Below are 13,105 nucleotides of genomic sequence, written 5' to 3' on the forward strand. Positions count from 1 at the left end.
ATGCTCAGCGGCGCGGGCGAACAGCGGCCTCGTTGCCGCATTCGGCATCTCGCGCTCGAACCAGGCATCGACCTCGGACTGGTCTTCCATGTACCAGCGCGGGAAGAACGTGGTGAGTGCAAGCTCCGGATAAACGATCAGGTCCGCACCCCGCGCCTTGGCCTCGTCCATCAGCGCAATCATGCGCGCGATCACGGCTTGGTGGCTCTCAGCGCGCTGAATGGGGCCCATCTGAGCGGCGGCGACGTTGACGACGCGCATGGACTAGAGCTCCGATTCCGAAGTTCGCAAGGCGTTGGGGCAACCTCTGATGCGAACTTCGGAATCAAAGGAGCTCTGGCAACCTGCAGGCCGCACACGCCTGCCGGTTGCTTTATTTCGCGCTGCAACGACCCAAAATCGAGCATGTTGTTGCAGCGCAGATGATCACCAAAGTCATAGAATCGTTTCGGCCGGAGTCAATTCAGTTCGTGGCACCACATTTACCTTCATGGCTGGTTTGGCGTGAAAGCAATATTCAAGCCGCCATCATTTGCTAATGTCGGCCGCTTGCTTAAGCCAGTGTTGCTTTCAAAGGTGAATTCTGGTCAATGCAAAGCGATTGCAGAAGAACGCCATTTGGTTTCTTCTTCGGTCGGCCGCCTCCCGTTGCAAAGCGGGACGATAAAAAAAGGCGAAAGCCGAAAAGAAGAGAACGAGAGAGGAAACGCCATGATCGCGCCAGTTCGGGCGACGACGCCAAATTCGCAAGCCCCGGATTCGCCGCGTGGTCTCGCGCTATTGCGCGACCCGCTGCTCAACAAGGGGACGGCTTTCACTGAGGCCGAACGGGACGTACTTGGCCTGCGCGGTTTTCTCCCCGCGCATGTGCTCTCGATGGAGGAGCAGGTGGCGCGCGTCTTGACCAATCTCCGCAGCCTTCCCAATGACCTCGAGAAATATATCGCTCTCAACTCGCTGCACGACCGCAACGAAGAGCTGTTCTTTCGGGTGGTCTGCGACAACATCGATGAAATCCAGCCGCTGATCTATACGCCGACCGTCGGCTTGGCCTGCCAGCGCTACGGACTGATCTTCCAGCGTCCGCGCGGCATGTTCATTAGCGCGACCGACAAGGGCCGCATCGCTGAACTGCTCGGCAACTGGCCTTATCCCGCCAAGCTGATCGTCGTCACCGACGGCGAACGCATCCTCGGGTTAGGCGATCTCGGGGCCCACGGCATGGGAATTCCGGTCGGCAAGCTCTCGCTTTACTCGGCTTGCGCCGGCGTCCACCCGGAGCACTGCCTTCCCATCATGCTCGATGTCGGCACCAACAACCAGGATCTGCTCAACGACCGCTATTATATCGGCTTGCGCCAGAAGCGCCTCAGCGGCGCGGCGTACGACGAATTCATTGACGAATTCATCACCGCGGCCCGCGCAGCCTTCCCCGGCGTGCTGATTCAGTTCGAGGACTTTGCCAATCACTCCGCGTTCCGTCTGCTGCATAAATACCGCGATGACATTCCGGTATTCAACGACGACATCCAGGGAACGGCGGCGGTCGCGCTGGCCGGTCTATTCTCCGCCTTGCGCGTGAATGGCGGCAAACTGGCCGATCAGCGGGTGCTTTTTCTCGGTGCAGGCGAAGCGGCGACTGGCATCGCCGATCTCATCGTGTCGGCGATGATGGCAGAGGGATTATCGGAGCCTGAGGCGATCAAACGCAACTGGCTGGTGGATTCGCGCGGGCTTGTCGTCAAGGACCGTGCAGGTCTCACCGAGCACAAGATGCGCTACGCGCACGATCACGCAGCCGTCGAAGACTTCCTGACTGCGATCCGCACCCTCAAGCCGACGGCGATCATCGGTGTCGCCGCAGTCGGCGGCGCCTTCACGCCGGAAGTGCTTCAGGCGATGGCCGAGATCAATCACCGGCCGATCGTGTTTGCGCTTTCCAACCCGACTTCGAAGGCGGAATGCTCGGCGGAAGAAGCCTATCGCCACACCGACGGCCGCGCCCTTTTCGCCTGCGGCAGCCCTTACGATCCGGTGAAATTCGATGACAAGACCTTCGTGCCGCGCCAGGGCAACAATTCCTATATCTTCCCGGGCGTCGGGCTCGGCGCGATTGCGAGCGGAACGAAGCTCGTGACCGACGAGATGTTCATGGCTGCCGCCCACACGCTGGCCTATCTGGTGACGCAGGAGGATATCGAGCAGGGCAGCCTTTATCCGTCACTGCCGCGGATCCGCGAGGTCTCGGCCCACATTGCCGCGGCCGTCGCCGACGTTGCCTATAGGCGCGGTCTTGCGACAACCGCGCGGCCGAACGACATGATGGCATATATCGAGCAGCAGATGTACGACCCGCACTACTGACGAACTTCAGAAGCCCCCGATCTGCGATCGGGGTTCTTTCGTTCCGCCCCCTCCATTTCACAGCGGCGCGCGACCTTCCACTCCAGGGCAACTCGCCTCGATCGCGCCCGCCGCAGGCTTGATGGGGCGGCATGACCCGGCGCAGGGAACCCGGCACCTTGCCTCGGGGATGGCCCAAGCGGGCCTGCCCGTCAGCCCCCAATCACGCGCCGTCCAGCTTTGCGCGATGTTTTTTCTTGGTTTTTCTCAAGTCCAAGGCTTAGAAGGCGTCATGAAATCCTTTTTGCCCCGGGAATCGACCCCGGCTGCCATCGCTGTGTCCGGCGCGTTGAGCGCTGCGAGGACCGCGATGGTCATAGCCCCATTTTCGCTAAGGAATCATCGGTTTGACGGACGATTTTTCTGAAATCGAAGTCGTGGCGACGAATTTCAACTGGCGCCAATCCGGCGGCACGACGGCGGTCGTGCAACTGGTGCCGGAGCAGGCGAAAACCTTGAAGATCGCGGCGCTCGGCTTCGATCTGCCGGAGCGGGTCCCGCGCATGCGCTGGTCCGACGTTCCGAAGCTGTTTCGCCGGCCCGCCCATCGGCCGTTCCGGATCTATCACTGCCGTCGCAACAACGAGATGATGGCCGGACTTTTCCTGAAGAACGTCCTGGGCGCGCCGCTCCGCCTGATTTTCAATTCGGCCGGTCAGCGCCGGCACAAGCCGCTGACCCGCTGGATGCTGCGGCGGATGGACGCCGTCATCACGACCAGCGAACGTTCGGGAAGTTTCCTGGAAGTGCCGTATACAATCGTGCCACATGGCACTGACTTCCAGAAATTCCATCCCGCCCGCGATCCCCGTGACGACTTCGCGGCGGCCGGGCTGCCGGGCAAATATGCCGTGGGCTGCACCGGGCGAATTCGCCACCAAAAGGGCACTGACCTGTTCGTCGATGCGATGCTGCGGCTTCTGCCGCAATATCCGGATTGGACGGCGGTCATTACCGGCCGCACGACGGCCGACAACCTGGCCTATGAGCGCGAGTTAAAGTCGAAGATCACCCATGCAGGCCTGTCGGAACGCATCGTTTTTCTCGGCGATGTCGAGGACATCGCCGTATGGTATCGGCGCTTTACTCTGTTCGTGGCGCCTTCTCGCCAGGAAGGCTTTGGCCTGACGCCTCTGGAGGCGATGGCCTCGCAGACGGCGGTGGTCGCCTCCGACGCCGGCTCCTTTCCTTCAATGATCAGGCCCGGAATCAACGGCGCCATCGTGCCGGCGGGTGACAAGGAGGCTCTTGTCGCTGCGATCGAGCCCTATTTTCGCAAGCCGGAGCTTGCCAAGGAGCACGGCCGGGCTGCGCTGGAATTCGTGCACGCCAACTTCTCGCTTGCGGCCGAGGCGCGCGGCATTCGCGCTGTCTACGACCGCCTGTGGGCCGAAGGGCAGAGGCCGCTGGGCCTGTCGCGAAAGCAACGACAAGCCACGACCGGCGGGACCTTTTCCGGTCACCCGGACGAAGCCTAGCGCGGCGAATTTGAAGTTCCTATCGGTATCGCGGCAAGTTCGTGATAGGAACACAGAAACTCGAAGCCGGTCCTCGGAAACAACAAGTTGCTGGAGCTCCTCTGATTCCGAAGCTCGCACCAGACGTCGCCGCAATTGCTTGCGAACTTCAGAATCGGCAGCTCCAGATCAGGAGAAACCATGCTGAAACTTGATGTGCTTCGCTCGACGCCCCTCGAACGTGATCCCTTCGAATATCTCATCGTGAAGAATTTCGTCGATCAGGAACGGCTGAAAGAGGTCGTGGCCGACTATCCCGACGTGCCAGGCCCCGGCTCCCACCCGCCGGCCGGACTGAAGATTGCCGGACATTTCAAGGAACTCATCGACGAACTGCTGGGACCAGCGTTCCAAAGCATCGTCGAGGAAAAGTTCAATGTCGATCTGACGGACAGGCCGACGATGTACACCGTCCGCGGCTTCTGCCGGGCACGCGACGGCCAGATTCATACGGATTCCAAGACCAAGATCATCACTGTCCTGCTCTACATGAACGACGCCTCCTGGGAGAGTTCGACCGGCCGCCTGCGGTTGTTGCGTAATGGCTCCGACCTCGAAAACTATGTCACCGAGGTCGAACCGAGCGGCGGAACACTCTTGATCTTCAAGCGCTCCGACAATTCATGGCACGGCCATCACCCGTTCGAGGGCAAGCGCCGCGCCATCCAGCTGAACTGGGTCACCGACCAATCCGTCGTCGACCGCGAGCAGAGCCGCCACGGCTTCACCTCGAGGTTCAAGCGGCTGCTTCAGCCGTCGCACTGGATGCAGTGAGCCTAGTGAAGCGCCTCTGACTTTCCTTTCAGTTTCTCAGCGCCCTTCGAAGCGACATCAAAGTCAAAGCCTCACTAGAATTAATAAGTTGCCAGAGCCCCTTTGATTTGGAAGTTCGTGTCAGAGGTTACCGCGATATGTTGCGAACTTCGGAATTGGAGCTCTGGTGTGAGACCTGACAACGATACTTCCACAGCACCCTTCGGCACGCTGACGCCGAATCCGGCGCAGGCGGCGATCATCCGTCTGGCGCATCGCTCGGGCCTCAAACGCGGCGCATTCCGGCCGTGGATGTCACGGCTGGTCAGCCTCATGCGGGCTGGACCAGTGGACGTGCAGTATCAAGGCGCCTCGTTTCGCTTTTACCATCTGGCGAGCGCCACCGAGCGCGGCGCGCTGTTTAACCCGGACTACAATCTGGAAGAGCTTTCCTTTCTACGCGCGCATACGCCCGCGGGCGGCGTGTTCGTCGACATCGGCGCCAACGTCGGCACCTATGCGCTGGCCCTCGCCGGGAAAGTCGGCAGCAGCGGAACGGTGATCGCCGTCGAGCCGCATCCCGTGGCGTATGCCCGCCTCGCCTTCAACCGTGCCGCTTCCCGTTTCACCCAGGTGAAACTGATCGCCGCCGCCGCCGGACCATCCAATGGCGACCTCCTGATCGAGACCGATGGTGATAACCTCGGCGCGAGCCATATCGTCAATGGTCAACCTTCAAGCCGCGCGATCCGAGTTCCGGCGCTGACGCTGCAGCAGATCCTGAGCGATGCCGGCGCGAGCAAGGTGAACGCGCTGAAGATCGACGTGGAAGGCTTTGAGGACCGCGTCCTCACCGGCTTCTTTGCGCAGGCTCCGGAGACGCTGTGGCCGCGGGCCGTTGTGATCGAGCACCTGTCGCGCGCGGAATGGCAGCACGATTGCATCGATGACATGATTGCACGCGGCTACCGCCAAACGGGCAAGACCCGCAGCAACACGCTTCTTTTGCGTGAGTAACGCTGCCAAAGCGGGCTGAAAAGCCTGCGGGGAGCGACGCGGACTGCCCGTCCTCAATTGCAACAACCCAGCCTTGCAGCAGCGCAGGAACGCATTTCCCACGACGGCGTAGGCCATCGCTAAAGGCCACGCTGCCGATGCGATTTTATCAAGGTTGCCTCATTGGAGGAATCATCAGTCTCGCGATGTGGGCGCTGAGCATTTCGGTGGTGGTTCATTGGCTCGGCTGGCAATGACTGAGCGGAGCGAAAAGCTTTTCAGCGCTTCTTCGGCCTTGCCGCCGGCGCCGATTCCTTGGCTTTGACCCGATCGTTCTGACGATCCCGCGCCCTTGTCAGTTCCTCCCTGAGCCTCCTGCGTTCGTCGGCGCTCAACGCGGCCCTGTCATGCTCCACTGGCGTCTCCAACTGGGCATAAGCGCGCGCCGACGATGGAGGAGCCGCGCCTGCGCAAAACGACAAGCCCATCAGGAGCGCCGCCAAGTACGCTGCTATTCCATTTTGAGACATCGGCGCCTCACTCTTCAGTAGCTGAAAGAACATAACGCATTGAAGGGCCGAACGGCGCAGACAAAAATCCGCGGGGGCGGACCTGCGGGATCGACCCCATTCCAGTGAGCGGAGTGCTCCTTTTGCGCCGGCAGAATTGCCTTGAGCCCTGATCCAGATCAATCTGCTGCGGCCTGATCGGCCGCAATAATCATCGAGTTGGAATCGGGAACCTCGTTTTCATATAGGCAGATCGTGCTATGAATCAGCGTCGTGTTTCAGGCCTGGCCGCAATTGCCGCCTTCGTCCTCTCGTCCCTTGGACCTGTCCGGGCGGACGAGGTTCTGAGCTTTCACTTTGTTACCAATTCCAGCTCTCTCCAATCCCTTGAAGTTGGCGACAGGGAGGGGCACTTGCTGCGCTTAAATCGGCGGAGCGGTGTAGCAATATTTCCTGACGGATCTGTCGGCGCCTCACAATACGCCGCGACCAATGACTATATCAACGGCGTCGGCGCGTATGTCGCTTATTGCAACATAAGCCTCAGCGACGGTTCGGCTCTTTGGTTTAAAGTGGCCGGATCGACCAAAATGGAAGAAGCGGCGACACTCTTCCCGGCGACGCAGGTTGTCGTATTGCGCGGCACTGGACGTTTCGAGGGGGCAACAGGCGAAGGCACATTCAAGGGCCAACTCATGCCGCTCGCTCTCGGCGCAAACCTGTATGCGGATGTCGAGATAAACCTAAAAAAATAGGCTGAAGGCACCTAACGGAGAGCAAGTCATATCCGCCGACCGGTCATCGCATCACGGCGGCAGATGTCCGATCGGTGAGCACCGGTAGCAGAGCCACTGCCCCGGTGCAAAGCCGACGTCTTCGATGTACCTCTGGATTAGAGGCACCTTGCGGCAGTTTTTTACTTCATGCGCCCTCGCCCCGACCCAGGACCGGTGGTATCCAGCGCCTGCCGACATTCGGCAGAGACCTTGTCCCGATTTGCTTGCAGACAGGCTCTGGTCTGGCCGGAGCCGTGTCCCTTACCCGCGCAGTAGGTCTCGATGTCCTTTGCGCATTGCGTGGCGACCGGGCCACTTTGAGAAAGGGCCGGAGTGACGGCGGAAATTATCAAGCAGATAGCTATTGCGGTGCTCTTGGACATACCAATTCTCCTTGCTCGAACGCTCTCTTGTCACGTGGCTCGGTCTTGTCGACATTGATGAGGGTCAACGCTCGGCCCGCAAAATCGAACTAACCGAACAAATGGGCGAGCCAATAGGCCGCCCCTGCCGCCAGCCCGCCGACAAGGAGGGTCTGGAGGGCGGCCTTCATCTTGTTCATGCCGGTGAAATGGCCCTTGATGGCGCCGAAACAGAGCAGCGCAACCCCGGTTGACGCCACGGAAATCTGCAGGGCCGTGGTGATCTGATGGGCCAGCATATAGGGGACCAGCGGAATCAGTCCGCCGACGATATACGACCCTCCAATCGTGGCGGCGCTGATCGGGGCGCGTTTCGGATCAGGGCGCTCGAGTCCCAGCTCGAAGCGCATCATGAAGTCGACCCAGCGTTTCCGGTCGGACGCGATTGAGTTCACCACGTCCTCCAACGCTCTGCCCTGCAGGCCATAATCCCGGAAGATCGTCTCGACCTCTGCAATCTCCTTTTCATGCAAATGATCGATCTCTTCATTCTCCCGGCGCTCTTCAGCGGCGTAGTGCTCTGCGTCTGTTCGCGCGGCCAGATAGCCGCCAAGCCCCATGGCAATCGCACCGGCGACGACTTCGGCAAGTCCGGCCGTGACGATGACGTCCGTACTGACGACCGCTGCCGAAAGCCCTGCCGCCAACGCGAACGGCACGGTAAGGCCATCGGCCATGCCGATGACCACATCACGCACAGATTCTGATGCCGTAAAGTGCTTCTCAACGTGCGGCGTGGCTGGCATGACGATTTCCTTGGCTGGTAGGCCTTGCAAGTTCCTGGCGCTAGCAGGCGGCATCCGCGGCAGGTTCGGATTGATGCAGGTCAAGATGGGAAACCGCGATTGACGAAATGCAGGAGGCGGTTTCGTATTTCGCGGCCGATCCGGTCATTCTGCGCGTCGCATGGTGATGATCACGAGCCGAGCCCACATCGAATTCAGCATCCTGATACGTTTGACCGCAGGAGGCGTCTACACTAGCGTTGCGAATGGCGGTTGCGTGCGGCCACATCGTGCGAACGCCCTTCGACCAGGAGCAACGGATCGTATAATGTGACTGAAGGAACAGCGCCAGCGTCGCCATCGTCGGGCCGGCTGCCCGCCGGCATCTGGGCTCTCGGTCTCGTCAGCATGTTCATGGATATCTCGTCCGAGATGATCCATGGCTTGCTGCCGGTCTTTCTGACCGCCGTAATGGGCGCCAGTGCGGAAATGATCGGGCTTATCGAAGGCATAGGTGAAGCAACCGCATCAATCTCGAAGCTTTTCTCGGGCTGGATCAGCGACAAGCTTAAAAAGCGAAAGGCGCTCACGATTGTTGGATACGGGCTGAGTGCACTTTCAAAGCCACTCTTTGCGCTCGCCCCCAATTCGTCGGTCGTGCTGGGAGCGCGGTTTTCAGATCGTGTCGGCAAGGGTATTCGCGGGGCGCCGCGCGACGCCATGATAGGGGAAATGGTGCCCTCACGACTGCGGGGCGCCGCTTATGGCCTGAGGCAGACCCTCGACACGATAGGCGCATTCGCCGGGCCGTTGATCGCGATCTTGCTCATGGCCCAACTGCACGACAATTTTCGGTTGGTATTCTGGCTTGCCTTGATTCCCGGTATTCTCGCCGTGCTTGTGCTGGTTTTCGGCGTGCGTGAGCCGGAGCACGAAGCGCCGCCGCTACAAACACCGCTGAGAATTGCAGACCTCAAGGCCACCGGCGCTGCGTACTGGATCGTGGTGGGTATCGGGGCCGTGCTGACATTGGCGCGCTTCAGCGAAGCGTTCCTCATCTTGCGAGCGCAGACGGCTGGCCTCGCTCCCGCGTGGGCGCCGCTCGTGCTGGTCGTGATGAATATCGTGTACGCGCTTTCCGCCTATCCCCTTGGTGCCCTGTCAGATCGCGTCGAGCGCAAGCCGCTGCTCGTTATCGGCTTCGCCGTCCTCATTGCCGCTGACATCGTCCTCGCCGTTGCGTCCGATCTCACGACCGTCATGGTCGGCGTCGCCATGTGGGGCCTCCATATGGGTATGACACAAGGGCTGCTCGCGGCACTCGTCGCCGATGAAGCGCCGCAACGACTGCGCGCGACAGCGTTCGGCGTCTTCAACTTTATCAGCGGATTATCGCTCTTGCTTGCAAGTCTGACGGCTGGGATGCTTTGGGAACTGGTTGGGCCTTATGCCACATTTATCGCGAGCGCTGCTTTTACGGCCCTTGGCCTCGTCGGGACCGCAGCGCTTCTGCGCAGATAAACGAACACCTAGCGGCCCATGGTGAGGGCTTTCACCTTGATACAGCCCTGCTGCAGCGCGATCGATGATACAGGCCCTGGCGCGGACGTTGGAATCCCTCAACCTCCATCACTTGCCGAGGCGCGGGAGCATGCGTCGTAAGGTGCTGTCACCAAAAACAATATGATGCACGAGCGCTGCCATCATATGGAAGGCGGCCAGGATAACGAGAAGATTGGCCAGAACTTCATGCACTTCCTTGACGTTGTGCGCAAACGTCTTGTCAGCAAGCCAGGGCGATGGAATTGCCGCAACGCCGAAGAGCGGCAGCGCATGACCGCGCGCGAACTGAAGCACGATGCCGAAGAAGGGCACAAGCACCAACAGTCCATAGAGAACATAGTGTACTACGCGCGATGCCGGATCGGTCCACTCGACCAGCCATTTTCCGAACTCGGTAGAAAGAACTTTCGGCGGTGGATTTGCAACGCGCCACGGTATGCGTACCAACGCGATCACCAGAATGGTCAGTCCGATCCAGATATGAAACAGCAATCCGGAATCCCGAGCAGACCCCTCGGAAAACTCATCGCCGAACATTCCCAGCGTCCAAGCCACGATAACGAGAAGAACCGTTATCCAATGCAGCGTTTTCGCAACGGGGCCATAGTCGCCATTTGCCGTGCCGTTCATCGCGTTTACCTCATGAGAATGATAATTTTGCCTGTCCAATCCGGCGTTGATCTGGGTCAAAAGATCATTTTCCCCCGCGGGTTTCATTGCGCGCTCGATTGAAATCCGGTCGAATTGTCGATGGTCCGCTCGCCCCCGGCAGCGCAGCTGCTTGGTCTTTTGAGCCACATCGGCGTATTATTCGGTCCCGCTCGTTGAGGTGAGCGCAGTTCATATCGAGGCGATGCCCTGCGAGCGTTGTGCTCGTCGTCGAGCAAAAAAAACGACAGAAGCGCTAGAGTTCGACGAATCCGGCGGCGAACGCTCCCGCCCATGCAGACACAATCAGAAGGATCAATCCGGAAACCACGCGAATGGAGAAATCGCGGCTGCCATGTGTCGATGCGACGGCGATCTTGCTGATTGTATTCGTCGACAGGGCAGCCAGGACCGGCATAATCGCGTCACTTGGGGACATCTTCCCGGAGGCAACGAGTGAAGCAGCAGAAACGGCAGCCGCGTGAGTATCGGCAAGGCCTGCGATCGCCGCACCGACAATCAGCCCCCTTTCTCCGAACGACTCGCGCAGGGCGGCCGATATCAGCATAATCGTCGCCAGCATCGCTGCCAGTCCCAGTGCCTTGGGCAGGCTGAACGCGCGCCCCGCCGGTAGCTTCTCGATTCTCGGCTGTTTGAGCGCGAGGACGGTGAAGAATGCCCCGTAAGCGGTGACGGCCACGCCGGCATAGATCATTGGAAGGGAGAGGTCGATCAATACGGGCATACTGGTCGCGGCAAGGAGCGCCGACATCTGAATGATGGTCGAGATGTTCGAGAGCACAGCGCCTGCTACAGCTGCGGCGAGCAATTCTTTACTGCCCGCCGCGCGCGCAGCCATCGAACTTATCGTTGCGATGCTGGAGACGAAACCAGATGCGAACCCCGTAATCGCGAGGCCGACGTGTGCACCAAGGGTGCGTACCGCAACATGTCCGGCCAAGCTAATCGCCATCACGAGGACGACGATGATCCAGATCGACCGCGGGTTCAGCGCACCAAAAGGGCCGAGCGACTGGTCAGGCAGCAGCGGCAGCACAACCAGAGTTGCTCCACCGAAGATAAGAGCATCTTCCAGCTCGGTTTCCGTGAGAGCCGAGTTGGCAATCTGGTGCAGCTTCAGCCTGGCCGCGAGAAGAGCGGTTACCACGACAGCCAATCCCGCTGCCAAACCAGGGCGCTGTATCGTCAAGCCACCGAGCAGAACCGTCAAGACGAGCACGATCTCGCTCGTGAGGCCCGGATCGGCGCTGCGGGATCTAAAATAGGCAATCGCGGTCAGCACCATCGTGCCGGCCGCAATGATACCGAGAAGCACTGCTCCGCCGGCCAAAAAGCTCACCGCGCCCGCAAGGGAGGCGGCGGCGAAGGTTCGAATTCCGGCTGGCGAGCGCGACGATCCCGCACCTTTGCGGCGTTCTCGTTCGGCGCCGATCAAGAGCCCAATCCCGAGGGCCACTGCCAGGCTGGTGATCACGTCATCGAGCACCGGCATGCGTCTTCTTCCGCCTCAAATAGCAGTTGAGTCTTTGAATTTTTCCTTGGCGATTTGCGGCGGGCCACGCCGCGCAAATCAATAGATCAGGAGCGAGAAAAGGCCTCTTGATCCAGCTCAAAGAGGTTTATTCGGCGACCCCTAGTCTATTGTCAATCGGCGGACCCCACAGGTGCGCCCCTGGCCAGGATCGATGTCAGTAAAGAGGAGTTCAGCGCGCTCGACCAGAAATGCTGGTCGTGATTGCGCTGCTGGAGCGGTCGAAGCTTGCCACGCACCAGGCGACCGGCAACCGGGTCGGGCTTGATCCCGACGGGCCTAGCACGGCCGACCTGCGATAGATCAAATCGCCTACCAATGCTGCAGCTAGGATCGCCTCCCAAAGCTGACCGGAGGATACCATGCCTATCAAGGATATTCTGCTCACGCTGACCAGCTACCCGGAGCCGACGCCCGTTTCGGTGGTCGACCGAGCCGTGTCGGTTGCGTCCGCGCTCAACGCACACATCGCGGCGATCGCGTGCGACGTTCACATCCAGATTCCCGGCAGCTTCCTCTCTTTCGGAACGGCTGGTGCCCTCGCTGCCCGCGAGGCTCACCGTAGTCACGATAGCGCGCAAGACCTTCTCGCCGCCTTCGAAGCGTCCGCGCAGAAGGCTGGCCTGTCGCACGAGGTCATCCATGAAGAAAGCCTGAGCTATCGTGTCCCGCAGCGACTGGTGGAATACGCGCGGTTGCACGATCTCACTGTCGTCTCGGTACCGGCAGCCTATGACCAATGGTACGCGGAAGCCGTTATCTTCGGATCCGGGCGGCCAACGCTGGTGGTGCCGGAGACGCCGCCCTCCGGTCCGTTCGAACTGAACACGGTCGTCGTCGCCTGGGATTTCAGCCGCTCGGCTGCGCGGGCAGTCGCCGACGCTATCCCGGTGCTGGAGAAGGCCAGGACGGTTCGCATCGTCACTGTCGTCAACGAAAAGGTCATCGACACCAAGCACTCGCCCGAACAACTCGCCAAAAACCTGTCTCGGCACGGGATCGATGCCATCGTGGATCGGGTTGACGCGGCCGGATGGTCGATCGGCGAGTCTCTCATGAGGGAGGTCACATCCCGCAATGCGGACCTGCTGGTGATGGGGGCTTACGGCCACTCACGTTTTCGCGAATTCGTTCTCGGAGGCGCGACACAAAGCATGCTTTCCAAGCCGCTGCTACCCATTCTGTTTTCGCATTAATCGGCGGCTAGCGTGGAACCGGTCGGGCCGACAGAAGAGCCAACG

General features: G+C 60.3%; 12 protein-coding genes. 7 read left to right on the forward strand and 5 right to left on the reverse strand.

Translation table 11 applies throughout. From position 1 onward, the window contains the following. Window positions 1-261 (reverse strand): nitrilase-related carbon-nitrogen hydrolase (locus NEZ08_RS14090; protein ID WP_298107743.1); only part of this gene is annotated, 261 nt, incomplete at its 3' end. A 450-nt stretch (window positions 262-711) separates the two neighbouring features. On the opposite strand from NEZ08_RS14090, the gene NEZ08_RS14095 reads away from it, so the two are divergent. From NEZ08_RS14095 to NEZ08_RS14115, 5 genes are all read left to right on the forward strand, one after another. After that, complete coding sequence (locus tag NEZ08_RS14095) at window positions 712-2,364, forward strand: NAD-dependent malic enzyme (protein WP_298107747.1); 1,653 nt, start codon at window positions 712-714, stop codon at window positions 2,362-2,364. 386 nt (window positions 2,365-2,750) lie between these two features. Continuing rightward, on the forward strand, window positions 2,751-3,881 hold the full coding sequence (locus NEZ08_RS14100; protein ID WP_298107749.1) for a glycosyltransferase family 4 protein: 1,131 nt from the start codon (window positions 2,751-2,753) through the stop codon (window positions 3,879-3,881). A 180-nt stretch (window positions 3,882-4,061) separates the two neighbouring features. Further along, on the forward strand, window positions 4,062-4,694 hold the full coding sequence (locus NEZ08_RS14105) for a 2OG-Fe(II) oxygenase (protein ID WP_298107752.1): 633 nt from the start codon (window positions 4,062-4,064) through the stop codon (window positions 4,692-4,694). Window positions 4,695-4,862: 168 nt separating this feature from the next. Then, window positions 4,863-5,690 carry an FkbM family methyltransferase gene (locus tag NEZ08_RS14110; RefSeq protein WP_298107757.1) on the forward strand — a complete coding sequence of 276 codons (828 nt, stop codon included), beginning with the start codon at window positions 4,863-4,865 and terminating at the stop codon, window positions 5,688-5,690. A gap of 748 nt (window positions 5,691-6,438) precedes the next feature. Next, on the forward strand, window positions 6,439-6,933 hold the full coding sequence (locus tag NEZ08_RS14115; protein WP_298107760.1) for a hypothetical protein: 495 nt from the start codon (window positions 6,439-6,441) through the stop codon (window positions 6,931-6,933). A gap of 161 nt (window positions 6,934-7,094) precedes the next feature. Here the strand turns inward: NEZ08_RS14115 and NEZ08_RS14120 are convergent, their stop codons facing one another. After that, window positions 7,095-7,337, reverse strand: a complete 243-nt coding sequence (locus NEZ08_RS14120; protein ID WP_298107763.1) for a cysteine rich repeat-containing protein — start codon at window positions 7,335-7,337, stop codon at window positions 7,095-7,097. An 89-nt stretch (window positions 7,338-7,426) separates the two neighbouring features. After that, a complete protein-coding gene (locus NEZ08_RS14125; RefSeq protein WP_298107765.1) occupies window positions 7,427-8,122 on the reverse strand; it encodes a VIT1/CCC1 transporter family protein in 696 nt (231 codons plus the stop codon). 309 nt (window positions 8,123-8,431) lie between these two features. Between NEZ08_RS14125 and NEZ08_RS14130 the strand changes: the two genes are divergently transcribed. After that, window positions 8,432-9,622, forward strand: a complete 1,191-nt coding sequence (locus NEZ08_RS14130; protein ID WP_298107768.1) for an MFS transporter — start codon at window positions 8,432-8,434, stop codon at window positions 9,620-9,622. A gap of 108 nt (window positions 9,623-9,730) precedes the next feature. On the opposite strand, the gene NEZ08_RS14135 is transcribed toward NEZ08_RS14130, so the two are convergent. Both NEZ08_RS14135 and NEZ08_RS14140 read right to left on the reverse strand, forming a co-directional pair. Next, window positions 9,731-10,294: a cytochrome b gene (locus NEZ08_RS14135; protein ID WP_298107812.1), complete on the reverse strand. Its 564-nt coding sequence runs from the start codon at window positions 10,292-10,294 to the stop codon at window positions 9,731-9,733. Between the two features lie 274 nt (window positions 10,295-10,568). Continuing rightward, window positions 10,569-11,825, reverse strand: a complete 1,257-nt coding sequence (locus NEZ08_RS14140; protein ID WP_298107770.1) for a DUF4010 domain-containing protein — start codon at window positions 11,823-11,825, stop codon at window positions 10,569-10,571. Window positions 11,826-12,226: 401 nt separating this feature from the next. Here NEZ08_RS14140 and NEZ08_RS14145 point away from each other — a divergent pair, with 401 nt between their 5' ends. Beyond that, window positions 12,227-13,060 (forward strand): universal stress protein, encoded by an 834-nt coding sequence (locus NEZ08_RS14145; RefSeq protein WP_298107772.1) that lies wholly within the window; start codon window positions 12,227-12,229, stop codon window positions 13,058-13,060. Window positions 13,061-13,105: the final 45 nt, after the last annotated feature.

It is taken from the genome of Bradyrhizobium sp., assembly GCF_027451485.1.
In the GTDB taxonomy this organism is placed as follows: domain Bacteria; phylum Pseudomonadota; class Alphaproteobacteria; order Rhizobiales; family Xanthobacteraceae; genus Bradyrhizobium.

Coding starts and splice junctions, on each gene's coding strand:
- NEZ08_RS14095 (WP_298107747.1), top strand. CDS start 712: ATGATCGCGCCAGTTCGGGCGACGACGCCAAATTCGCAAGCCCCGGAT.
- NEZ08_RS14105 (WP_298107752.1), top strand. CDS start 4,062: ATGCTGAAACTTGATGTGCTTCGCTCGACGCCCCTCGAACGTGATCCC.
- NEZ08_RS14115 (WP_298107760.1), top strand. CDS start 6,439: ATGAATCAGCGTCGTGTTTCAGGCCTGGCCGCAATTGCCGCCTTCGTC.
- NEZ08_RS14120 (WP_298107763.1), bottom strand. CDS start 7,337: ATGTCCAAGAGCACCGCAATAGCTATCTGCTTGATAATTTCCGCCGTC.
- NEZ08_RS14125 (WP_298107765.1), bottom strand. CDS start 8,122: ATGCCAGCCACGCCGCACGTTGAGAAGCACTTTACGGCATCAGAATCT.
- NEZ08_RS14135 (WP_298107812.1), bottom strand. CDS start 10,294: ATGAACGGCACGGCAAATGGCGACTATGGCCCCGTTGCGAAAACGCTG.
- NEZ08_RS14140 (WP_298107770.1), bottom strand. CDS start 11,825: ATGCCGGTGCTCGATGACGTGATCACCAGCCTGGCAGTGGCCCTCGGG.
- NEZ08_RS14145 (WP_298107772.1), top strand. CDS start 12,227: ATGCCTATCAAGGATATTCTGCTCACGCTGACCAGCTACCCGGAGCCG.